Origin of the sequence: Roseateles sp. SL47 (assembly GCF_026625885.1) — a bacterium.
Lineage (GTDB): Bacteria > Pseudomonadota > Gammaproteobacteria > Burkholderiales > Burkholderiaceae_C > Roseateles.
This window is the reverse complement of sequence record NZ_CP113068.1, coordinates 1441037-1462827: the sequence shown is the minus strand read 5'-3', so window position 1 is coordinate 1462827 and position 21791 is coordinate 1441037. Positions and strand designations below refer to the sequence as shown.

20 protein-coding genes are annotated in these 21791 nt (G+C 65.2%); 6 read left to right on the top strand and 14 right to left on the bottom strand.

Translation table 11 applies throughout. The annotated features are described in order from the left end of the window. Positions 1–18: 18 nt before the first annotated feature. From OU995_RS06425 to OU995_RS06405, 5 genes are all read right to left on the bottom strand, one after another. The gene (locus OU995_RS06425) at positions 19–1692 is read right to left on the bottom strand and encodes a long-chain-fatty-acid--CoA ligase (RefSeq protein ID WP_267834712.1); all 1674 of its coding nucleotides are present in this window, start codon (positions 1690–1692) and stop codon (positions 19–21) included. 229 nt (positions 1693–1921) lie between these two features. After that, on the bottom strand, positions 1922–3871 hold the full coding sequence (locus OU995_RS06420; RefSeq protein WP_267834711.1) for a sensor histidine kinase: 1950 nt from the start codon (positions 3869–3871) through the stop codon (positions 1922–1924). A 6-nt stretch (positions 3872–3877) separates the two neighbouring features. Then, entirely contained in the window at positions 3878–5299 is a 1422-nt protein-coding gene (locus OU995_RS06415) for an NAD(P)(+) transhydrogenase (Re/Si-specific) subunit beta (RefSeq protein ID WP_267834710.1), read from the bottom strand. Between the two features lie 48 nt (positions 5300–5347). Continuing rightward, complete coding sequence (locus OU995_RS06410) at positions 5348–5644, bottom strand: NAD(P) transhydrogenase subunit alpha (RefSeq protein WP_267834709.1); 297 nt, start codon at positions 5642–5644, stop codon at positions 5348–5350. A 21-nt stretch (positions 5645–5665) separates the two neighbouring features. Beyond that, positions 5666–6781 carry a Re/Si-specific NAD(P)(+) transhydrogenase subunit alpha gene (locus OU995_RS06405; protein ID WP_267834708.1) on the bottom strand — a complete coding sequence of 372 codons (1116 nt, stop codon included), beginning with the start codon at positions 6779–6781 and terminating at the stop codon, positions 5666–5668. Positions 6782–7015: 234 nt separating this feature from the next. Between OU995_RS06405 and OU995_RS06400 the strand changes: the two genes are divergently transcribed. Together OU995_RS06400 and OU995_RS06395 are read left to right on the top strand one after the other, a co-directional pair. Next, positions 7016–7573 carry a hypothetical protein gene (locus OU995_RS06400; RefSeq protein ID WP_267834707.1) on the top strand — a complete coding sequence of 186 codons (558 nt, stop codon included), beginning with the start codon at positions 7016–7018 and terminating at the stop codon, positions 7571–7573. A 254-nt stretch (positions 7574–7827) separates the two neighbouring features. Next, the gene (locus OU995_RS06395; protein WP_267834706.1) at positions 7828–8319 is read left to right on the top strand and encodes an NUDIX hydrolase; all 492 of its coding nucleotides are present in this window, start codon (positions 7828–7830) and stop codon (positions 8317–8319) included. 99 nt (positions 8320–8418) lie between these two features. Here OU995_RS06395 and OU995_RS06390 read toward each other — a convergent pair whose 3' ends face one another. Next, the gene (locus OU995_RS06390) at positions 8419–9297 is read right to left on the bottom strand and encodes a response regulator (RefSeq protein ID WP_267834705.1); all 879 of its coding nucleotides are present in this window, start codon (positions 9295–9297) and stop codon (positions 8419–8421) included. A gap of 257 nt (positions 9298–9554) precedes the next feature. Here OU995_RS06390 and mnmA point away from each other — a divergent pair, with 257 nt between their 5' ends. From mnmA to OU995_RS06375, 3 genes are all read left to right on the top strand, one after another. Further along, positions 9555–10667: a tRNA 2-thiouridine(34) synthase MnmA gene (gene mnmA, locus OU995_RS06385; RefSeq protein WP_267834704.1), complete on the top strand. Its 1113-nt coding sequence runs from the start codon at positions 9555–9557 to the stop codon at positions 10665–10667. Between the two features lie 129 nt (positions 10668–10796). Further along, positions 10797–12038 carry a sensor histidine kinase gene (locus OU995_RS06380; protein ID WP_267834703.1) on the top strand — a complete coding sequence of 414 codons (1242 nt, stop codon included), beginning with the start codon at positions 10797–10799 and terminating at the stop codon, positions 12036–12038. A gap of 23 nt (positions 12039–12061) precedes the next feature. Continuing rightward, entirely contained in the window at positions 12062–12706 is a 645-nt protein-coding gene (locus OU995_RS06375) for a response regulator (protein ID WP_267834702.1), read from the top strand. A gap of 2 nt (positions 12707–12708) precedes the next feature. Here the strand turns inward: OU995_RS06375 and OU995_RS06370 are convergent, their stop codons facing one another. The 7 genes from OU995_RS06370 to OU995_RS06340 form a co-directional block, all read right to left on the bottom strand. After that, the gene (locus tag OU995_RS06370) at positions 12709–13290 is read right to left on the bottom strand and encodes a CAP domain-containing protein (RefSeq protein WP_267834701.1); all 582 of its coding nucleotides are present in this window, start codon (positions 13288–13290) and stop codon (positions 12709–12711) included. Positions 13291–13480: 190 nt separating this feature from the next. Continuing rightward, on the bottom strand, positions 13481–13705 hold the full coding sequence (locus OU995_RS06365; RefSeq protein WP_267834700.1) for a hypothetical protein: 225 nt from the start codon (positions 13703–13705) through the stop codon (positions 13481–13483). 173 nt (positions 13706–13878) lie between these two features. Further along, positions 13879–14667, bottom strand: coding sequence for a hypothetical protein (locus tag OU995_RS06360; RefSeq protein WP_267834699.1), 789 nt, complete (start codon positions 14665–14667; stop codon positions 13879–13881). Positions 14668–14836: 169 nt separating this feature from the next. Then, positions 14837–15733 carry an antitoxin gene (locus tag OU995_RS06355; RefSeq protein WP_267834698.1) on the bottom strand — a complete coding sequence of 299 codons (897 nt, stop codon included), beginning with the start codon at positions 15731–15733 and terminating at the stop codon, positions 14837–14839. Next, positions 15733–16824, bottom strand: coding sequence for a type IV toxin-antitoxin system AbiEi family antitoxin (locus OU995_RS06350; protein ID WP_267834697.1), 1092 nt, complete (start codon positions 16822–16824; stop codon positions 15733–15735). The genes OU995_RS06355 and OU995_RS06350 overlap by 1 nt, the downstream gene beginning before the upstream one ends. Positions 16825–17554: 730 nt before the next feature. Next, on the bottom strand, positions 17555–18112 hold the full coding sequence (locus OU995_RS06345) for a single-stranded DNA-binding protein (RefSeq protein WP_267834696.1): 558 nt from the start codon (positions 18110–18112) through the stop codon (positions 17555–17557). Positions 18113–18305: 193 nt separating this feature from the next. Next, the gene (locus OU995_RS06340) at positions 18306–19274 is read right to left on the bottom strand and encodes a sensor domain-containing diguanylate cyclase (RefSeq protein WP_267834695.1); all 969 of its coding nucleotides are present in this window, start codon (positions 19272–19274) and stop codon (positions 18306–18308) included. A 109-nt stretch (positions 19275–19383) separates the two neighbouring features. On the opposite strand from OU995_RS06340, the gene recQ reads away from it, so the two are divergent. Next, positions 19384–21252: a DNA helicase RecQ gene (gene recQ, locus OU995_RS06335; RefSeq protein WP_267834694.1), complete on the top strand. Its 1869-nt coding sequence runs from the start codon at positions 19384–19386 to the stop codon at positions 21250–21252. Positions 21253–21340: 88 nt separating this feature from the next. On the opposite strand, the gene OU995_RS06330 is transcribed toward recQ, so the two are convergent. Further along, positions 21341–21643, bottom strand: coding sequence for a hypothetical protein (locus tag OU995_RS06330; RefSeq protein ID WP_267834693.1), 303 nt, complete (start codon positions 21641–21643; stop codon positions 21341–21343). Positions 21644–21791 lie beyond the last annotated feature (148 nt).

Sequence of the window (21791 nt, the reverse complement as noted above, 5' to 3'; positions counted from 1 at the left end):
CCGAAGGCAGGGAAACTGCTACTTTTTGTCGCGCAGTTCACGCCGCAACACCTTGCCGACCGGTGTTTTCGGCAACTCCGTACGGAACTCGATAATGCGCGGGCGCTTGTAACCGGTCAGGTTGGCCTCGCAAAACGCCTTCACGTCGGCCTCGGTCAGCGCCGGATTCTTGCGCACGATGACCACCTTGACGGCTTCGCCGGCCTTTTCGTCCGGGACGCCAACGGCCGCGCATTCCAGCACGCCCGGCATCAGCGTCAGCACGTCCTCGACCTCATTCGGGTAAACGTTGAAGCCGCTGACCAGGATCATGTCCTTCTTGCGGTCCACGATGCGGAAGTAACCACGATCGTCCACCGTCCCGATGTCACCGGTCCGGAAATAGCCGTCCGCCGTCATGACCTTGGCGGTTTCATCCGGGCGCTGCCAGTAGCCGGCCATCACCTGCGGGCCGCGGATGGCGACTTCGCCGGAACTGCCCAGCGGCACCTCACGGCCGTTGTCGTCCAGCAAGGTCACGTCGGTGCCGGGCAGCGGCAGGCCGATGGAGCCGGTGTAGGCGGTGCTGTCCGTGGGGTTGCAGCAGGCCACCGGCGACGTTTCCGACAGGCCGTAACCTTCCACAATGGGGCAGCCGGTCTTTTCCAGCCACTGCTTGGCCGTCGCCTGCTGCACCGCCATACCGCCACCCACCGAAATCACCAGGCCGCTCCAGTCCACCGTGCCGAAGGACGGATGGTTGGCCATGGCCATGAACAAGGTGTTCACCGCCGGCAGGCTGTGGAAACGGTGCTGGCTCAGTTCCTTGAACACGGCCGGCAGATCACGCGGATTGGGGATCAGCACATTGCACCCACCCACCCGCATCGACAGCATCAGGTTGGTTGTGAAACCGAAGATGTGATACAGGGGGAGCGCGCAGATGCTGACCAGCTGCTCTTCCTTGGGGATCTTGCGCAGCGCCGGCTGGTACCAGGCTTCACATTGCAGGGTGTTGGCCACCAGGTTGCGATGCAGCAGCACGGCGCCCTTGGAGACCCCGGTGGTGCCGCCGGTGTACTGCAGCACGGCGATGTCGTTGGGGCCGACGGCCGGGCGCTTGTAGCTCTGCCCGCGGCCCTTGGACAGGGCATCGTTGAAGCGCACAGCGGTGGGCAGCTCAAAGGCCGGCACCAGCTTCTTGACCTTGCGCACCACATAGTTGACGACGGCCCCCTTGACGAAGCCGAGCATGTCACCCATGGAGGCCAGCACCACATGCTTGGTGGGCACATGGGCCATCACCTGCTGCAGCGTGGCCGCAAAGTTCTCGATGATGACAATGGCCTTGGCCCCGGCGTCCTTGAGCTGATGCTCCAGCTCACGCGGGGTGTAGAGGGGGTTGACGTTCACCACCACAAAACCCGCCCGCAGGATGGCCGCCACGGCCACCGGATATTGCGGCACGTTGGGCATCATGATGGCCACGCGGTCGCCCTTCTCCAGGCCCAGGCCCTGGAGATAGGCCGCCAATGCCTGCGAGGCCTCGTCGATCTGCGCAAAGCTGACCGAGCGTCCCAGGATCTTGTAGGCCGGCCGCTGCGGAAACTGCTTGAACGCTGTCTCCATCAGCTCGACCAGCGAGGGATAGACATCCGCATTGATCTCGGCGGGCATGCCCTCCGGATAGTGCTTCAGCCAGGTTTTCTCCATTGTTATGTCTCCAAGGTACGGCGCGGATTCTCGCCGATCCCCGGGCAGCCCCCATCAGGGGATTCGATAGACCGCACAAGGGCAAGCCGGCAGCAACAAATGCGGGGAAGAAGCGATGAGATCGACACCATACGATGCGTACAGTTGAAGAGCACCCCCTAGGGTGGGTTCACTAATCCATTGATCCATTGGCAGCTGCGCTTCTTGCGCGGCGGCATCTCATGCGGGATCAGCGCAGTGGCAGCCACACCACCAGTTCGGTGCCTTGGGTCTCGGGGCTGTCGGTGGGCGCCCGCCATTCGATGCGGGCGGAGATACGCGCCGCACGACGACGCATGCCGCGCAAGCCATGACCCTCGCGGCGGTGCTCGGAGAGCCCGCAGCCGTCGTCGGTGATCAGCAGTGACACGCCGCCGCCATCGTCGTCCAGTCGCGTCGCAAAACGGATGCGGGTGGCACGGGCATGGTGAATGACATTGCTCAAACATTCCTGCACGATGCGGATCAGCTCGCGGCCACCGGTCCCGCGCAGCACCGGCACCAGCGGCACATCGGCCAGTTGCCAGTCCAGCGTGAGGCCGGCCGCCGACAGGCGTGGGCCCATGCGATGGCGCAGATTGGCCAGCAGCAAGGTCAGATCGCCATCGGTGACGGCCAGTGCGTCCACCGTGAGGCGCATCTCGCGAATGCATTCATCCAGCACTTCCACCAGCGTTTCCGAGGGCACCCCCCGCTCGGCACTGAGACGAGCGGTGACGAGTTGCGAGCCCAGGCCGTCATGCATCTCCTGCAGCAGGCGTTCGCGCTCTTCGGCGGCGGTGCGCTGCCGTTCGCTGTCCTGCAGCTCCTGCCAGCGGGCCTGCAATTCACGGCTGCGATCTTCCAGCGCACGCTCCAGCACCGTACGGGCCAGCGCCTGGTCCCGCAGCGACCGCACAAAGCGGCGTTGCAGCGCCACGCCAGCCATGGCAATCAGGACGGCATGCCCGATCACGTTGATGTCCACCACGTTGAGCTGCTGTGATGCCACCAGCGCAAAGTAGCTCACATACAACCACACCCAGCCGGACAAGGCCACCACCAGCGCACCGACCAGCGGTGCGGCCTCGTCGCTGTCCAACGCGGCGCGGGCGGCAATCACGGCTGCGGCCAGCAGCACCAGCGAGCGGCTGCCCAAGGCCCACCACGGCCACAAGGTGTTGAAGTCGGTCCAGCTCCAGCCCAGGACCGCCGCCGTACCGTCGATCAGGATGCCCAGCGCCAAATACGCGCCCACCGCCCTCAGCAGCCAACGCGCCTCGTTGCCGGTCAATCGCGCCACCAGAAACAGCAGCAGGCCCTTGGCCACGACGTCCGTCACGTCCAGCGCCACCCGCCACCAGGGCGCCGGCAACAAGGCGCCATTCAACAGATAGGGAGACAGCAGCACCGCCAGGCAGAGACAGAACAGTCCCGTGACGCCATAGAGCCATTCCTGTCGCAGCGCCAGCCAGACCAGCACCATGAACACCCCAATGGCCGCGCCGCCCAAGGCTGTCGTCACACGGACCCCCTGCCACAGCCGCCGCCCTTCCTGCAGCGCCCGCATCTGTGGCGCCGGCCCCAGCAAGGGCGCGGAAAGGCCCGCACCTTCAAAGCCGGGGCGCACCAGCCGCACGCTCAGCCGGTGCGGGCCAGCGCCCAGCAGGGCGGGAGGAATGCTCACCTGCATGCGCCGACCGGCCAGCAACAGGCCCCGTTGGGCGAAGTCGTCCTCATCTTCTGCGGTGAAGCCTCGCCCCATGCTGGAGTGCGCCAGCAGTTGACCATCCAGATAGATGCTGGCCGTCGGCCGATGCTGGATCACCAGCCAATAGGGTTGATCGGCCGCCTGGGGCATCTGGAAGTCCATGGCGAACCACAAGGGCCCCGGAGCTGCGGATTCATGGATCTGGAGGGGCAGCCGGTAGTGATGGTGATCGCGGGGATCGGTGCTGTGGTCGCCAGTGATCGGCCCCACCGCGCCCTGCACCTGTGTGGGATCCACGGCGCTGCCGGGCAGCAACTGCGCATCGGTCAGCCGCACCACCTGCGATGGCAGGGCGGTTCCAAATTGCTGGGACAGCACATGCACCAGCCACAACAAGGCCACTGGCACCACCACCAGCAGCAGCAGCCGGCGCGCACGGGCCGCCGACACCGCGCCTCACTCCACGGCCTTGACCATGTCTTCAACGACCTTCTTCGCGTCGCCGAACACCATCATGGTCTTGTCCATGTAGAACAGCTCGTTGTCCAGGCCCGCATAACCCGCCGCCATCGAGCGCTTGTTCACAATCACCGTACGGGCCTTGTAGGCCTCCAGGATCGGCATGCCGTAGATGGACGACCCCTTCTGCAGCGCGGCGGGGTTCACCACATCGTTGGCGCCGAGGATGATGGCGACATCGGTCTGGCCAAACTCCGGATTGATGTCTTCCATCTCATGCACCTGGTCGTAGGGCACTTCCGCCTCGGCCAGCAGCACGTTCATATGGCCCGGCATGCGGCCCGCCACCGGATGGATGGCATAACGCACCTGCACGCCTTTGGCAGTGAGCTTCTGGGCCAACTCCTTCACCGCATGCTGCGCGCGCGCCACCGCCAGTCCGTAGCCCGGCACGATGATGACGCTTTCTGCATTGCCGAGGATGAAGGCCGCATCGTCGGCGCTGCCGCTGCGCACATTGCGCTGCACGGCGGCGGCCGCGCCGGCTCCTGCCTCGGCGCCGAAGCCGCCCAGAATCACATTGAAGAAGGACCGATTCATGGCCTTGCACATGATGTAGCTCAGGATGGCCCCCGAGCTGCCCACCAGCGACCCGGCAATGATCAGCATGCTGTTGTTGAGTGAGAACCCAATACCCGCCGCCGCCCAGCCCGAGTAGCTGTTGAGCATGGACACCACCACCGGCATGTCCGCGCCGCCGATGGGGATGATCAGCAGCACCCCCAACGCCAGGCCCAGTGCCGCCACCAGCAGGAAGTCCATCCAGCTCTGCGAGTGCCAGAAGCCCGCGATGAAGAACAGCGCTGCCAGACCCAGCACCAGGTTCAGCGCATGCTGCCCCCGGAAGACCACCGGGGCCCCCTGGAACAACCGGAACTTGTATTTACCGCTGAGCTTTCCGAATGCGATGACCGAGCCGGAGAAAGTCACCGCGCCGATGAAGCAGCCCAGCGCCAGCTCGATCCGATTGCCGCCGGGCAACGGTTGGCCGGGCTGCGCGATGCCCAGGGCATGCGGCTCGGCCACCGCCGCCACCGCAATGCACACGGCGGCCAGGCCGATCATGCTGTGCATAAAAGCGACCAGCTCCGGCATCTTGGTCATTTCCACCCGCTGGGCCATGACCGCGCCAATGCCGCCGCCGATCACCAGCCCGGCCAGCACCAGGCCGAAGCCCCCGGCATGGCCACCGGCCAGCTTGACGATGAGCGCGGCCGTGGTGAGCACGGCGATGGTCATGCCGGCCATGCCGAACAGGTTGCCGCGGATGGACGTGGTGGGATGCGACAGGCCCTTGAGCGCCTGGATGAAACAGACGCTGGCCACCAGGTACAGCAGCGTGACGAGGTTCATGGACATTCGAGCGCTCCGGATCGCGGGAATCAATGCCAACAGCCGTCTTGGGCCCTACTTCTTCTCTTTTTTCTTGAACATTTCCAGCATGCGGCGCGTGACCAGGAAGCCGCCAAACACATTCACCGCCGCCAGCGCCACGGCGGCCGTGCCCATCACCTGGCCCAGCGTGGTCTCGGTGAGCGCGGCCGCGAGCATGGCCCCGACGATCACGATGGCCGAAATCGCATTGGTCACTGCCATGAGCGGCGTGTGCAGGGCCGGTGTCACGGTCCACACCACGTGATAGCCCACATAGATGGCCAGCACGAAGATGGTGAGATTGATCAAGGTGGGAGATACAACATCCATCGGACCCTCCGCAAAGTTTGGTTATGGGCGCAACAACCGGCCTTCATGGGCCACCAGGCAAGCCATGACGATGTCGTCATCCGGCGGCAGCACCACACCAGCCGGCCCAGGCAGCACCAGCTTCAGGAAATCCAGCAGATTGCGGGCATACAACGCCGACGCATCGGCCGCCACCAGCGCCGGCAGGTTGGTTTCACCCACCAGTGTCACGCCATGGCGGACCACCGTCTGGCCGGGCTCGGTCAACGGACAGTTGCCGCCAGCCGGTGCGGCAATGTCCACAATCACCGATCCGGGCTTCATGGCGCGGACCATCTCTTCAGTCACCAGCACCGGTGCCGCGCGGCCAGGAATCAACGCGGTGGTGATGACCACATCCGCCTGCGCCACGCGCTTGGCCACTTCAAGTTGCTGGCGGGCCAGCCAACTCGCCGGCATGGGCCGCGCATAACCGCCCACGCCTTCAGCCGCCTCGCGCTCCTCGGCGGTTTCATAAGGCACGTCGATGAACTTCGCACCCAGCGATTCCACCTGCTCTTTCACCGATGGACGGACATCGGAGGCCTCGATCACGGCGCCCAGCCGCTTGGCCGTGGCAATCGCCTGCAGTCCCGCCACCCCCACGCCCAGCACCACCACCCGCGCCGCCTTGATGGTGCCCGCCGCCGTCATCAGCATCGGGAACAGGCGCTGATAGTGAAAGGCGGCCAGCATCACCGCCTTGTAGCCGGCGATGTTGGCCTGGCTGGACAACACATCCATGCTCTGTGCCCGGGAGGTCCGTGGCGCAGCTTCCAGCGCAAAGGCCGTGAGCCCGGCATCGGCCAGGCGCTGAAGGCCGTCACGATCAAACGGATTGAGCATGCCCACCAGCGTCACCCCACGCCGGAACGCGGCAACTTCTTCCACTGCAGGCGCCCGCACCTTGAGCACCAGGTCCGCGCCGAGCGCCGGTGCCGTGCTGACGATCTCCGCACCGGCTGCGGCATACGCCTCGTCGGTGGCGCTGGCCCGCAGGCCGGCCGATGTTTCCACCAGCAGGCGATGCCCCTGGGCCACCAGCTTCTTCACCGTCTCCGGTGTGGCGGCCACTCGCGTTTCTCCCGCTGCCGTCTCGCGCGGCACACCGATCAGCATCTGGAATCCCTCCAACTCTGCATTCGGAGACAGAAACCCCTTGGGCCAAGCTTACCCGCCGCATTCGTGCGAAATACGCACCTGCGTGGCAGGGATTTCACTAAGACCGGACGGAAGCTGCGAGGCTGGAGGGCGGTTTGCCAGCGACACACAAGCGCAAACCTGTACCGAGTTGTGTGCGGCGGTCCACCAAATGCAAGGCCCGGCGTTATTTCGATGTAGAAAGGAGCCACCATGCTCAAGAACATTCTGTTGGCCTCTGCGGTGGCCATGACCGCCCTGGCGGCACCCGGTCTCTCTCACGCTGCCGACGTCGGTGTTTCCGTGACCATCGGCCAGCCCGGCTTCTTTGGTCAGATCGACATTGGCAACACCCGTCCGCAAGTGGTGTATGCCCAGCCCATGATCATTGAACGGGTGCCGACACCGCCGCCCCCGATCTACCTGCGTGTGCCCCCGGGCCACCAGAAGAACTGGCGCCGTTATTGCGGCCAATACGGCGCATGCGGCCGGCCGGTCTACTTCGTGCAGGAGAACTGGTACAACAACGTCTACGCGCCGCAGTACCGCCGTGAACATCCGCATGGCCCGGGCCCGCGTGGACCGGAATGGCGGGATGATCAACCGGGGCATGGCCACGGGCGTGGACCGGATCGCGCCGATGCCCGTCGGGACGACCGCAGGGATGACCGTAGGGATGAGCGACGCGATGACCGTCGGGACGATAGGCGCGATGATCGCCGTGACGACCGACATGACGACCGCCGCGGCCCGGATCGCGACCATCGCTGATTGAAGCGACCGCGCCCATCCCCCGCACCACACCCACACAACACGCACAGCGGCCCTTCGGGGCCGTTGCTGTTTCCTGGGTCAAGGCCCCGAGGGCCGCGTCCCTCCTTATGGGTCCAACCGCTCATGACGACCGCGTCATGAAGAACAAGCACAATGACGGCCCACAGACATTCCATCCCGTGGAGCCGCCTGGCTGCGTGGCCCATCCCCCGCAGACCGGGCCTGGCATCCCGGGTCAGGTGAGGAGATCCATGACTGAACGCTTCAAGCCCAGCGTCACCGTGGCCGCCGTGATTGAACGCGACGGCCGTTACCTGCTGGTGGAGGAACTCACCTCCGAAGGCCTGCTGCTCAACAACCCTGCCGGCCATCTGGAGCAGGGCGAGTCGCCGGAGGAAGGGGTGATCCGCGAAGTGCTGGAAGAAACCGCACGCCACTTTCAGCCCACCGCCTGGCTGGGCCTGTACATGTCCCGCTTCCTCCGACCCAGCCGCGGTCAGGACGTCACCTATGTGCGGGTGGCCTTTGTGGGCGACGTGGGCGAGCAGATTCCCGGGCAGGCCTTCGACGCGCCGGTGCAGCGCACCCTGTGGATGACGCTGGAGGAGATCCGCGCCTGCCGGGAGCGGCATCGCAGCCCGCTGGTGCTGCAGTGCATCGAGGACCATGCCGCCGGGCGCCGTCTGCCGATGGAGGCCCTTTTTACGCATCCGTCGCTGTACGAGCCGCCGGAGCACCACTGAGCGTCAGGCCACGGCCGTTGGCGGTGATGCTGGGCGCTGGTGCGCTGTTGGTGTCGTGCCGAGTGAGGCCTTGAGGCCAGGCCCCAGGACCACGCGCACTCACAAGGTCATCGCGGCGCTGATCGCCTGAGCCGGCGGGGCCGAGTGCCGGCGCGTGGATTCCAGCTCATTGATGGCGCAGCGGGACAAGGTCAACAACGCTTCCCGCTGCCGCTCGCGCAGGCGGCGCGGCAGGCGGTCCAGCACGCAGAGGCTGCCCACCACCTCGCCGCCGGACAAGGCCAGCGGCACGGCCGCATAAAACCGCACATACGGCGCGCCTTGCACCAAAGGATGGTCGGCAAAGCGTGTGTCGTGCCAGGTGTCCGGCACTTCGACCAGCGGCCCCTGATGCAGGATCTGCGCGCACAAGCTACGGGAGCGGGGCATCTGCCCAAACGCCAGCCCGGACATGCCGATGAAGCGCTGCGTGTCCGCATTGATCAGGCTGATGGTGGCCATGCCGCTGCCGCTGATGTCGCAGGCCAGGTCTGCCAGCTCATCAAAGGCCGAGAACGCCAGGGATCGGGACTCCAGTTGCTCCACCACCGCCACCCGTTGGGGTTCGTCGACCATCAAGGGCGGCAACCACCGGCGCAGCATTTCCAGCGCCTCGTCCACCTGGGTGCTTTTGTCGAAGAACCCTGAGATTCGATATTCCGAGCATGCCCGCAGCATCTCTTCATAGAAGCTGTTGCTCAGCACCACCACCCGGGCGCCGCAGCCCAATTGGCGGATGGCGCGCAGCACCCGCAGGCCGCTGCCGGGTTGCAGGGCCAGGTCCATCAGCACGGCATCCGGCTGGGTCTGGGCAATCAGCTGGATCGCCATCTGTTCGTCCGCCGCTTCGCCCACGACGTGGATGCGCTGTTCTCGGGCCAGCAAGGCCACGAGTTGAGCGCGAAGGGTGCTGGAACTTTCGACAATGACGACATTCATGATGCGACTCCCTTGCCACAAGTGTGCGGGCCGGCGGGCATGGGCGGGAGTCAGCGATTCCTGCCCAAGCTGTGGGCGCAGGCGCAAAGCGATGTCGGTGGATTGCCTACAGGTGGGGGATGCGTGGGGGATAGAGGGGGGATGGATGGGGGATAGTGCAGCGGATGGGGGATATCCAGGTGTGAGAAATCCCACGAAAGAGCGCCCCCAAGGCCCCTGGCGACCGTTGGCCGGCAGCTTGGCGGACAATTGCGGGCATGAATTCCAAGAAGCAACGCATCGTCGTCGGCTTGTCCGGCGGCGTTGATTCCGCCGTTTCCGCCTGGCTCCTCAAGCAGGCGGGGCATGAGGTCGTCGGCATCTTCATGAAGAACTGGGAAGATGACGACGACAGCGAATACTGCTCGTCCAACATCGACTTCGTGGACGCAGCGGCGGTGGCGGACGTCATCGGCATCGAGATCGAGCATGTGAACTTCGCGGCCGAATACAAAGACCGCGTCTTTGCCGAATTCCTGCGGGAATATCAGGCTGGCCGCACGCCCAACCCGGACGTGCTGTGCAATGCCGAGATCAAGTTCAAAGCCTTCCTGGACCACGCCATGCGCCTGGGTGCCGAGAAGATCGCCACCGGCCATTACGCCCGGGTGCGAGAGCAGGACGGCCAGGTGCAACTGCTGAAGGGGCTGGATCCGCTCAAGGACCAGAGCTACTTCCTGCACCGGCTCCACCAGGCCCAGCTGCGCAAAACCATGTTCCCGGTGGGTGAGCTGCCCAAGACCGAGGTGCGCCGTCTGGCCGAGGAGATCGGTCTGCCCAACGCCAAGAAGAAGGACTCCACCGGCATCTGCTTCATCGGCGAGCGGCCCTTCCGGGAGTTTCTCAACCGCTATCTCTCGCACCAACCCGGCCCCATCAAGGACGACCGGGGCCGCAAGCTGGGTGAGCATGTGGGCTTGTCGTTCTACACCCTGGGCCAGCGGCAAGGGCTGGGCATTGGTGGTGTGAAGGACAAGGGCGCCCCCCGTGGAGGCGGTGAGCACGAACCCTGGTTTGTCGCCCGCAAGGACCTGGACACCAACACCCTGGTGGTGGTGCAGGGCCATGACCACCCCCTGCTGCAGAGCCACAGCCTGATTGCCAACGACCTGAGCTGGACCGGTGACGCACCGGCGTTTGGCGGCTATGGCGCCAAGACGCGGTACCGTCAGGCCGATTCGGCTTGTGCGCTCATCCCGGGCGAGGGGGAGATCCGTCTGGACTTCCCGCTGGCGCAATGGGCGGTGACCCCCGGACAAAGCGCCGTGCTGTATGACGGCGAGGTCTGCCTGGGTGGCGGCGTGATCGTCAGCACCCCGCCCCCGGGCTGAAGACGAGCGCGCCACCCTGACCTGTCGCACGTCCTGAATGCCGGACTTTGTGGCAGGCTAGCGGTCTGCCCGAGCCCTGCTCCCGTCCCGCATCCGTCCCGCATCCGTCCTCTTTCGGCCCCTTCCACCTTGGACCGCCTCCTCGCCCGCATCGCCCAGCCCGCCTTCGTGCTGCGCATCGCTGCCCTCGCGATCTGCCTGCTGGAGCTGGCGTCCGCCGCCTGGGGGCTGATGGGCCATCCCACCGAGCCCTATGACGGGGTGCTGGCCAGCCTGTATCGCCGCCTCGGCGGCGACACCCACGACGCACCGTTTGTGCTCACCTGCCTGGGGCTGGTGAGCGCCTTTGCCTGGCATTTCTGGCGGATCGCCCGCCAGCAGCATCTGGACCATCCCCCCCGGCACGCGTTGCGCCATGTGGTGGTGCTGGATGCGCTGGCACTGCTGGTCACGCCGGGCCTGCCCTTCCTGGTGACGGTGCTGGGGGCGTTGATCCTGAATGTGCGCCGCGCCTTCGGTTTTGCGCTGGCGCAGGTGGTCATCAATGTGACGCTCTACTGGCTCTTCCCGAGCGAGGCCCAGCGCACCGAACAGCTCACCGCCGGCATCCCCTGGTGGCTCAACAGCCTGGGCCTGGCCATCTCCATGGTGGCCCTGCACGGCATGGCCTTCGGGCTGGGGCGTCTGGCCGCCACGGAAGCCGAGCGGCGCCGCTGGTTCCAGGCCATGCTGGCGGAAAAGGACAGCGGCGAACGCCTGCAGGTGGAACAGCTGCGCTATGCCGAGCGGCTGAGCATGGCACGGGAACTGCATGACGTCATGGGCCATCACCTCACGGCGCTCAACCTGCATCTGCAACTCAGCGATGCGCTGCTCAAGCGGCATGACGACACCGGTGCGGCGCAGGCGGTGGAGAAGGCGCGGCTTGGTGCGGCCGGTCTGCTGGCCGAGGTGCGGGCGGCGGTATCACGCGAGCGGGAAAGCCAGCGCATCAACCTGGAGGCCGCGTTACGGACGCTGGCCGAAGGCATCGCCAGCACCCACATCGAGCTGACCCTGGACCCGGTCGCCCAGGATTTGTCGCCGCGTTGCGCCCACGCGCTGCTGCGCTGCGTGCAGGAGTCGGTCACCAATGCGGTGCGGCATGCGGGTGCGACGCAGGTGCGGGTCTGCCTGACCGTGATTGGTGAGGGTGACGCCATGCAGGTGCGGGTGCAGGTTGACGACAATGGGCGGGGCACACGCAAGCTGCGTGAAGGCAACGGGCTGAAGGGCATGCAGGAGCGCATGGCCGAGCTGGGGGGCGCGATGCGGGTCGTGCGCCATCACCCCGGCTTCCTGATCGAACTGGATTGCCCGAGGTTCGCCTGAGGTGGGCTTGAGGAGATGCGGAAATGAGCGAGACGATCAAACTGCTGCTGGTGGAAGACCAGCAACTGGTGCGCGAAGGCCTCAAGGGGCTGCTCGCCTTGCACGAGGACATCCGCCTGGTGGGCGAAGCCTCGGACGGTGCGGAGGCGTTGGAGCTGCTGGCGGGCGAACAACCGGACGTGATCCTGTCGGACATGCGCATGCCGCGCCTGGACGGCATCGGGCTTATCCGTGCGCTGGCAGCGCGTGCGCTCAAGATTCCGGTGGTGTTGCTCACCACCTTTGACGACGCCCAGGCCTTTGACGAAGCGGTGCGTGCCGGCGCGCGAGGATTTCTGCTGAAGGCCATCAGCCCCGACACACTGGTTCAGGCCCTGCGCGATGTGGTGGAGGGCGGCACGGCGCTACGGCCCCTGCTGACCGAGCGCATGGAACGGGCCCCGGTGGAACGCGCCTTCAGCGCCACACCGGAGCCGGAGCCGCTCAGCCCGAAGGAGCTTCAGGTGCTGCGGCTGGTTGCCAGCGGGCGCAGCAACACCGAGATTGCGGCCTTGCTGGGCAACAGCGAAGGCGTGATCAAGAACCACTGCTCATCGGTGTTTGCCAAGATGGGCGTCCGCGACCGCACACAAGCCGTGCTGCGGGCGATTGACCTGGGCTGGATCTGAGCTCAGCGCACCGACGGGCCGTCGGTGGGCAACAGCCCTTCCGGCACCCCGCGCACAGTGGCATTGGCCTGAACCGGGCGGAGGGTCTGCGGACGACCCAGTTCCATCACCCAGTAGGGTTGAGCGCTGTAGGACTCACGCATGTCGCAGGCAATGCCCACTTCGGTGAAATCCGGGCCCATCAGATTCTCGCAATGGCCCGGGCTCTTGAGCCACAGGCCGACCACTTCTTCCAGTGAATCCGGACCGGAGGCGAGGTTTTCAGCCGCCAGGCGCATCGGATAACGGGCCGCTTCCAGCCGTTGTGGCAGGGTGGCCCCAGACAAGCTGGTGTGGCTGAGCTTGTTGCGGCTGGACAGCTCGGCGGCATAACGGCTGGCGGCATCTGCCAGGGTGGGCTGCCAGCGCAGCGGTGCAGCGGGCGCCATGGCCTGGCCGCCGCACACCCGGCCCTGCGCCCGCAGCTCGTTCAGATGCTTGAGCACCTGCTCCACGGGCAGCTTCAGGTCGCACGGCGCGGCGGCTACGGGCGGCGTCAAAAGGACGGCTGCGCTCAGCAACGCAGCCACGATGGCGGCTTTCATGCGGGCAGTGTCGTGCGGCGAATTGGGGCCAGGGGAAAGCGGACGTAACGGAGAGGCAGGTGTGCGACATAGTTCACACCCTGCAGCCTGCATCGCTGAACTTGCAGCCCCGCAACGCCTGCGGGCGTTGAAGCTCCTACCCAGCAACAGCGGCGTGGTCATACCGCCTCGCCCCCCCCGTGTTGGGGCCCTACTGCTGGGGCCCAGGCAGACGCCGGAATGGCCGCAACATGGCGTACCGGCCCAGGACAAAGGCCAGGTAGAGGGCCACCAGCGCGGTCAGCCCGAAGGCCTTGGAAGACACCACCACGCCGATGGTGGCGAGGTGAGGGCGAAGCAGGAACAGCGCCCCGGCGGCACCGACCACAACGGCCAGGGACACCAGTGACGCCAGGAGCAAACGGCGAGACTTCATCAATTCAATTCAGGGCCCTGCTGCCGCCCAGGTCATCGAGCCGTCTCTGCCTTCCAGGGGATGCGCAGACGGCCGACCTGAGCTGCAGGTGCAGGCCGCAGTATCGGGACGGCGGACTCTAACAAAAGTTCAGGGGCCCGCCCCAGCGGGATACCCCGGGCCCCGCACCTTGCTCAGAGCGTCTGCGCGTTCCAGCGCAGCAGCAGTTCTTCCGTCCAGAACTGGAAGGGAAGAATCAGGATGGCCGGTGTGGACGGATGGGTGAGGATGGGCAGCAGGCCGTGAGCGATCAAGCCGTTCGGCAGGTGCTTGCGGAACACCAGGGTGGAGTTGTCGAACAGCGGCCGACGGGAAAACAGCCCTGGGACCACTTCTTCCCCCATCGACCGGCTGTGTTCGTCGCTGACCCGCCTTGCGGCTTCCCGCAACATGGGATCGGCCGGCTCCGTGTCCTTGAGCTGGAAAAAGGCCTGCCCGATGCGGCGCAGTTCCTGGGGATGATCGTCAAAGTACGAATCGGATGACCGCAGGACCATGGCGGCGCTGTCTCCCTCCCCGGGAGACAACAGCAGTCGATTGGCCTGGACCAGCGCGCCCCAGATCACCTGGCCTTGCGTCAGCAGCAACTCCTGCTGCACGAAGACCTGCATGTAGGCGTCGCTCTCCACCAGCCATGGCGGCTTGGGCCCCAGCAGCGCGGTGAGAGCCTCGGGGCTCATCTGCCGAACACGTTCCGCATGCAAGGCCCGTGTTTCTTGGAGCACTCGGGCTTGATCGGGCTGAGAGGGTCCGGGCACCACCAAGGGTTCACGCGTCCATTGGAAGACGGCCGTTTCCGCTTCGGCGGACGGTTTGCCGTACACCGGATTGAACCAGCGACTCACGGTCGCCAACAGTTGCTGCACCACGCCGGCCTGAGGGCTGGACGGCGTGTTCTTGGTTTCTGCTTCCCTGGGATTCATCGCGCTGAGCATACTTCGCGGTCGGGCCTTCCGGGCCGGCGCAGGAGCAGGTGGCAATGTGCACGGACGGTGGGCCCGTGCGGGTGCGGACTACTTCATCGCGTCAACAAAACCTGACCCCCGCTTGTGGATGCCGACAAAGATCGCTTTGATTGCCACACAAAGCCCCTCATCCGATTCGAGCCAGGAGTTGTTCGATCACGTCGCAGACCTGTCGCTGTCGAAGCGCCTTCACCTCACGCTGCGCCGCTTCATCGCCTTCGCCAAACTCGAACTTGGCGACCGACACGGGGCCGTCCTTGCGATAACCCTCGACGCCGTCATCGCTTGCGAAGCGGCTGCGAAGGATCGCCAAAGAGGCCGCGACGACGGCGCCGTGCTTGCCTTCTAGCTCTTTGCGAAACGCTGCCACGCTCGCGTCCATGCCGTCGGGTGCGTGCTCGATGCAATAGATCAAGTCATGCGCATCCTTGCGTTCGAAGCGCTGATCGAACGCGAAGGACTTCAGGCACGTGAAGCTCACGAGGTTGGCATGCTTGATCTTCTCCATGGCAACGCCGTTGCCCCCGAGCAGTTCGGCCTGGATTTCCGTGACCTGGTGCAGATCGAAGACGATGGACGAATGCGGGATGTTCAGCGCCGAGATGGTTCCCTCGGTGGGCAACGGCTGCACCTTGCCACCGGCGATGTCAGGCGCGTCGGCCAGCAGTTCCAGCACCATCAACGCGCCGTGCTCCGTGCGGGTGTTCCAACGCCAGGACAGCTTTTGCTGCTTGTCGTTCTCCGCCCGCTCGAAACCCATCTTCTTGAGGTTGTCCTCCAGCGTGTGATAGGCGTCAGTGTCGGCCAGGATTTGTAAGTCGATCACGATGTCGACATCCAACGTGCCGGCGTGAGCGGGCACCACAGGCGGTCGCGCGGCGACGAGGTATCTTGGCGTGAGTCCCCCGACCAGGTAGACAGAGTCCTTCCAGGGCCCGAGCCCACGAAGGAGGGTCACAAGCACCCGTTCGCAGTCAAGGGTGTACTGGTCGCTGTACCCGTCCAATGTTGCCGGTTTGGCCATCAGAAGCCGATCCTTTCCTTCCGAAAGTGCTCTGCCATCTCCTTGGCGCGGCCCTCGCCGCGCAATAGGTCAAGGTAGATCTGGATGGGGCTGGCCAGCCACAGGTCTCCGCGCTGCTCGCGAAACAGCAATTCGCCGAGTGACTTGGCTTCGATGACGCTGAAGTTGGCGCCTTCGCTGACTTGCCGCGCGTTCAGCTCGCCAATGGCCGCGTCGGCATTCGCACCGCCCAACACTCGCGCGCGCACCTGGGACACATGGGATAGGAACGGGGTGTAGCGCTGTGCCGCAGCCTCGTGGCTAATCGCATAGGCAACATCGTGCGCGCCGAAGACCTGACCGATCCGCACCTCCAAGGCATCAGACTTCGTGCCCGGCACGAAGTACCGGCGCACCGTCGGTGGCCGAATGGTGGCGAGCTGTTTGGCCCACGCATCGAGCAAGGCCGACGGCTCTCGCAGATGGCGCTCCTTTGCCGGCCCCTGCCCTCGTGCCGTCAGCCAGTCGAAGCGCTCCAGTTCGGAGAGAACCTGCGATGCGGTTGCAGGTGACACCATCGCCTCCTGCGCGATGCCGGTGACACCGAACCAGTCGTCGTGCCGAGCCAGCAGTGCGTGCAGGACCTGCGCACGCCGTCCGGAGAACATCGATCGCATCGATTTTGCCAAGGTCTTAGGCGGTGGCTTGTCGATGTACAGATAGGCACCTCGGGCCGGTAGGTAGAGACTGCCGCCACTGTCGTAGTAGCCGACACGCTCACTTCTGAGCATTTCCTTGGCGCCCGGTGAGATCGATTCGGCGACCAGGAGCGCGAAAGGCTCCGCCTCCTGTTTTGAAGAACGTCTGAGGCTGGCTTCGCGAAACTGCCAGAGCACCTGACGAACGTCACGCGGGAAGACAGCTTTCTTGGCTTCAATCAACAGCACATAGGACTTGCCGGCGACGTGTAGATTGACCTTCGCGTCGTATCCGCGGTCAACCGACCTGGCGGGCTCCCATTGGTTGAGGTCCGCCTCGACCTCGGGAAGCTCCCGCAGGGCGTCCACGAAGTTGGAGATGAGTTGGCGCTCCGTCGAGCTAGACACAGACATGACGGCCCTTATTCACTGCGCAGTAAATATGTGGATTCTAGAGAATTTCCTCTGAGAAAGTAATTTTTACTGCGCACCAAATAATTGCATTTTGCCGAAAATAGCCCAATGAGCAGCCCTCCGATTTCGTTTACCCGCTCGTCGCTGCACCTACCTCCGCACCGTCGCGCGCAATCCCCGGATTCCGTCCGCTTGCTTCGCGTTCGGCCTGCTTTCAGCAGCTTCTGCGTCATCAACAGGCATCAACAGGCATCAAGATCGATCGTCCTACGCTCGGTCTGACTCGTTCAGCCCTTCGGTCCGTGCTGGCACCTACGATGGCTTCGACTGACTTCTGAGCTCGCATCGCGTCGCCTCTCGACGCCGGTAGCCCGTTCGGGCACACGCTCAAATCTCGCCGGGTATTGCGCACCCACCTTCACGCTGATGCCGGTCGGATCTACAACGCACCGCTCTGAGCAAGTACCGGCTTCAGGGATCTTGGCCACCTCACCCGCAGTGCATCGCCTCGTATCCGCTTCCTGTTCGTCAGGCCACCGCTTTGCCCTCCGGCTTGCTTCAGACGCGCAGTCGCCCACGGCACCTTTGCCTTTGGCTAACCATTCCCCTTGCCGGGCTGGTCGAGGACGCTCACCTCCAAGTAGGTGCGCCCTGCCGGGCGCACCAAGAAAAAAGCCCCAAGTGACAAGCACTTAGGGCCCTTCTGTTTACCAGTTAGGTCAAGGAGGTCTTAGAACGGAATATCGTCATCCATATCATCAAACCCGGTCGCCGGCTTGGCCGCCGGTGCGGGCGCCGGACGGGGGGCGCTGCGCGGTGCCGGAGCACGGGGGCTGTCGAAATCTCCCGCGTCGCGGCCGCTGCCGCCACCAGCACTTTCACGGCTGCCGCCGGAGCTGCGCTCACGGTTGTAACTGCCGCCGCCACCGCCACCCATGTCGTCACCACCACCATCACGGCCGCCCAGCAGTTGCATGCTCTCAGCGATGATTTCGGTGGTGTAGTTGTCCTTGCCGTCCTTGTCCTGCCACTTGCGGGTCTTCAGGCGGCCTTCCACATAGACCGGACGACCCTTTTTCAGGTACTCACCCGCAATCTCGGCCAGACGGTCATAAAACACCACGCGGTGCCATTCGGTTTCTTCCTGGCGCTCGCCGCCTTCGCGGCTCTTCCAGTTGCGAGTGGTGGCGATGCTCACATTGCACACCGCGCTGCCGCTGGGGGTGTAGCGCAGTTCAGGGTCACGGCCGAGGTTGCCGAGGATGATGACTTTGTTGACCGAGGCCATGGTTGCCGTCCGCTTGCGTATGGTTAAAAAATTGTCGCCGCCCGGCACTCCCAGGGGGGCCAGGGAGTGGCGTGGCGGCAATAACCGCAATTATGCCGTCTGCCCCGGGGCGCCAGTCCTGCTGAAAATTCCAGCGTGGCTCCCATGCTCGGGTGGGCGCACCCACCTGTCGAAGGTGGTGCCCGAAAGACGCTCAAGCCGCCCGCCGTCGCAGCTGCTTATGCTCATCCATGGCCGCATCCGCCTGAGCCAGCAGTTCTTCCAGCTCCAACGGCTGCCCGGCTCCCATCGCCGCGCTCCCCACGCTGAATTCCAGCGCATAGCCCCGCTGCGCCCGTAGCGTCAGCGCCTTGAGCTGGGTGTCCAGCCGCTCCAGCGCACGATCTTTCTCCGCAATCGCGGTGCCGCTTAGCAAGGCCACGAATTCGTCCCCGCCGGTGCGCGCCACCACGTCCGATGCCCGCAGGCAGAAACGCAGCAGGTCGGCAAACGCCTTCAGGGCCCAGTCACCTTCCGCATGCCCGTAGTGCTCGTTCACCTGCTTGAAGCGGTCCAGATCAAAGAACAGCAAGGTGGCCGGCCAGTCATTGCGCTGGCACAGGGCCAGCACGTGCCCCGCCTGCGATTCAAAGCCACGCCGGTTGGCCAGCCCGGTCAGCTCGTCCACCATCGCCGCATACAGCGACGCAAACTGCTGTTCCACCATGTGCGCCATGTCGCGCAGCGTGGCCTGATCGTCCGCATCAAAACCTCGCGGCATGGGGTCGATGAGGCACAAGGTACCCAAACGATGTCCGGAGGGCGAACGAACCGGACAACCCGCGTAGAAACGAACGTGCGGGGGGCCGGTCACGATCGGGTTGTCGGCAAAACGCGGGTCCAGCAGGGCATCCGGGATCAGCAGGATGTCATCCGCCAGGATGGCGTGGCCGCAAAAGGAAGTGTCTCGCGGCGCCTCGCGGAGGTCCAGGCCCTGCGAGGATTTGAACCAGAGACGGTCCGCATCCACCAGGCTGACCAGCGCAATCGGCACCTGAAAGATGCGCCGCGCCATCCGGGTGATGCGATCGAATCGCTCATCCGGGTCGGTGTCCAGAATCTGGAGCACCCGCAAGGTGGCCACACGGGCGTCCTCATTGGTGGGCAAGGGGGGAGCAATCATGGGATGGGGTCTCCGAGACCCGCCAAATGGGGTGGGCGGGCGTCCTTTGACCGGTCCGACACCATCGTCCGGACCCAGTCCTGCTTTCTCCTGGACAATCGCGGGCTCCATGAGTCCGCCGAAGCATCATCCCGCCCCGATCCACATCCTGCAAGAGGTGTTCGGCTACAACGCGTTCCGCGGCCAGCAGGCCGCGATCGTGGAGCACGTGACCGACGGCGGCGACGCGCTGGTGCTGATGCCCACCGGCGGTGGCAAAAGCCTCTGCTATCAGGTGCCGGCCATCGTCCGCCAGCGGGCCGGCCATGGCGTCACCGTGGTGGTCAGTCCGCTGATCGCCCTGATGCACGACCAGGTGGGCGCGCTGGAAGAAGCCGGCGTCCATGCCGCCTTCCTGAATTCCAGCCAGTCTCTGGAAGAGGCCCAGGCCATCGAACGGGAAATGCTGGCCGGGCGGCTGTCACTGCTGTACGCCGCGCCGGAACGGCTCAACACCCCGCGTTTCCTGGCGCAGCTGACGTCGCTGCATGAGCGCGGGCTGCTCAGCCTGTTTGCCATCGACGAGGCCCACTGCGTGAGCCAATGGGGCCATGACTTCCGCAGCGAATATCTGTCGCTGAGCCTGCTGCATGAGCGTTTCCCGGACGTGCCGCGCATCGCGCTCACGGCCACGGCAGACGACATCACCCGTGCCGACATCATCGAGCGGCTGCAGCTGCAGGACGCCCGCGTCTTCATCGCCAGTTTCGACCGGCCCAACATCCGCTATCTGATCGTCGAGAAGGACAAGCCGAAGGAGCAGTTGCTCCGCTTCATCCAGGACGATCACGACGGCGAGGCCGGTGTGGTTTACTGCCAGAGCCGCAAGAAGGTGGAGGACACCGCCGAGTGGCTGCGCGCCGAGGGGGTGTCCGCCCTGCCCTATCACGCAGGCATGGACAGCGACATCCGCAAGCGCCACCAGGACCGTTTCCTGCGCGAGGACGGCATTGTGATGGTCGCCACCGTCGCCTTTGGCATGGGCATCGACAAACCCGACGTGCGCTTCGTGGCCCATCTGGATTTGCCGAAGAACATCGAAGGGTATTACCAGGAGACGGGCCGCGCAGGCCGCGATGGCGCCCCGGCGCAGGCCTGGATGGCTTATGGGCTGGCGGACGTGGTCAACCAGCGGCGCATGATCGACGAGAGCCCCTCCACCGAGGAGTTCAAGCAGGTGCAGCGCGGCAAACTGGATGCGCTGCTGGCCCTGGCGGAAGCCACCGATTGCCGGCGACAGCGGCTGCTGTCGTATTTCGGGGAGCAGAGCGAGCCTTGCGGCAACTGCGACAACTGCCTGAATCCGCCCGCCACCTGGGATGCAACCGAAGCGGCGCGGATGGCGTTGTCCTGCATCTATCGCTTCCGCCAGAACGGCGGGCAGCGTTTCGGCGCCGGGCATCTGATTGATGTGCTGCGCGGCAAGGACACGGACAAAGTGCGGCAGTACGGCCATCAGCATCTGTCCACCTGGGCCATCGGCGCCCAGTTGAGCGAGCAGCAGTGGCGGGCGGTGCTGCGCCAGCTGATTGCGCTGGGGCATGTGGTCAGCGAGGGCGAGTTTCACACGCTGTCGCTCAACGAATCCGCCCGGGCGGTGTTGAAGGGGGAGGTGGAGCTGCTGCTGCGCCAGCCGACCGCTCCGGCCCGCAAGGGCAAGACCAGCCGCAGTGGCACTGGCGGAAGGCGGGCGGTACTGGCGGACCCGGACCTGTCGCCGGATGCCCAGCATCGCTTCGATTCGCTCAAGGCCTGGCGCGCGGAAGTGGCGCGGGAGCATGGCCTGCCCGCCTATGTGATCTTCCAGAACGTCACACTGGCCGAAATGGCCCGGCAGCATCCGCGCTCGCTGGACGAGCTGGCGGGCATCAGCGGCGTCGGCGCCAAGAAACTCGAAGCCTATGGCGAGGACCTGCTGCGGGTGCTGGACACGCGTTGACCTTGCGCTTGGGCAGCAGGCCCCCCAATGACAAACGCCCGGCAATGCCGGGCGTTTGTCCTCACGACTGATACAGCGTCGGCTGATCTCAGAGCTGGTGCGTGGGGATGGCCGCTTCCGCCAGGGCCACTTGCGTGTCTTCGACCGTGGTGGCGCGGCGGCCGGTGATGTAGACGGTGGGCAGGGTCTGGACGTCCGCCCGGGCCACCATGCGCGTGCCGGTGATGTAGACCGTGTCCAGCTTGACGACGCTGGCGGCGCGTTCGCGCTGGGCCTCGGCGTGGCAGATGCCGACCGTCAGGGTGGCGGTGGCGACCACACCGAAGGCCAGGGCCTTGAAGCTGGTGGCGGTGCTGGTGCGGAAGGTGCGACGGGTGGGAAGGGTGCTCATGTTGATCTCCTTGGGGCTGCATCAGTGGTGAGTCAGTGATTGCAGTGTCGTCATCGACGGCGAAGATCTCCAGGCACTCGCGACGAAGCGGCAGGGAGACGGCGTGAGATGCAGCCAGTCCGGATGAAAGTGAACGGGATGTCGTCCC

Coding starts and splice junctions, on each gene's coding strand:
- OU995_RS06425 (WP_267834712.1), bottom strand. CDS start 1,692: ATGGAGAAAACCTGGCTGAAGCACTATCCGGAGGGCATGCCCGCCGAG.
- OU995_RS06350 (WP_267834697.1), bottom strand. CDS start 16,824: ATGTCTGTGTCTAGCTCGACGGAGCGCCAACTCATCTCCAACTTCGTG.
- OU995_RS06405 (WP_267834708.1), bottom strand. CDS start 6,781: ATGCTGATCGGTGTGCCGCGCGAGACGGCAGCGGGAGAAACGCGAGTG.
- OU995_RS06400 (WP_267834707.1), top strand. CDS start 7,016: ATGCTCAAGAACATTCTGTTGGCCTCTGCGGTGGCCATGACCGCCCTG.
- OU995_RS06370 (WP_267834701.1), bottom strand. CDS start 13,290: ATGAAAGCCGCCATCGTGGCTGCGTTGCTGAGCGCAGCCGTCCTTTTG.
- OU995_RS06395 (WP_267834706.1), top strand. CDS start 7,828: ATGACTGAACGCTTCAAGCCCAGCGTCACCGTGGCCGCCGTGATTGAA.
- OU995_RS06375 (WP_267834702.1), top strand. CDS start 12,062: ATGAGCGAGACGATCAAACTGCTGCTGGTGGAAGACCAGCAACTGGTG.
- OU995_RS06390 (WP_267834705.1), bottom strand. CDS start 9,297: ATGAATGTCGTCATTGTCGAAAGTTCCAGCACCCTTCGCGCTCAACTC.
- OU995_RS06355 (WP_267834698.1), bottom strand. CDS start 15,733: ATGGCCAAACCGGCAACATTGGACGGGTACAGCGACCAGTACACCCTT.
- recQ (WP_267834694.1), top strand. CDS start 19,384: ATGAGTCCGCCGAAGCATCATCCCGCCCCGATCCACATCCTGCAAGAG.
- mnmA (WP_267834704.1), top strand. CDS start 9,555: ATGAATTCCAAGAAGCAACGCATCGTCGTCGGCTTGTCCGGCGGCGTT.
- OU995_RS06345 (WP_267834696.1), bottom strand. CDS start 18,112: ATGGCCTCGGTCAACAAAGTCATCATCCTCGGCAACCTCGGCCGTGAC.
- OU995_RS06415 (WP_267834710.1), bottom strand. CDS start 5,299: ATGTCCATGAACCTCGTCACGCTGCTGTACCTGGTGGCCAGCGTCTGT.
- OU995_RS06330 (WP_267834693.1), bottom strand. CDS start 21,643: ATGAGCACCCTTCCCACCCGTCGCACCTTCCGCACCAGCACCGCCACC.
- OU995_RS06340 (WP_267834695.1), bottom strand. CDS start 19,274: ATGATTGCTCCCCCCTTGCCCACCAATGAGGACGCCCGTGTGGCCACC.
- OU995_RS06360 (WP_267834699.1), bottom strand. CDS start 14,667: ATGAATCCCAGGGAAGCAGAAACCAAGAACACGCCGTCCAGCCCTCAG.
- OU995_RS06365 (WP_267834700.1), bottom strand. CDS start 13,705: ATGAAGTCTCGCCGTTTGCTCCTGGCGTCACTGGTGTCCCTGGCCGTT.
- OU995_RS06410 (WP_267834709.1), bottom strand. CDS start 5,644: ATGGATGTTGTATCTCCCACCTTGATCAATCTCACCATCTTCGTGCTG.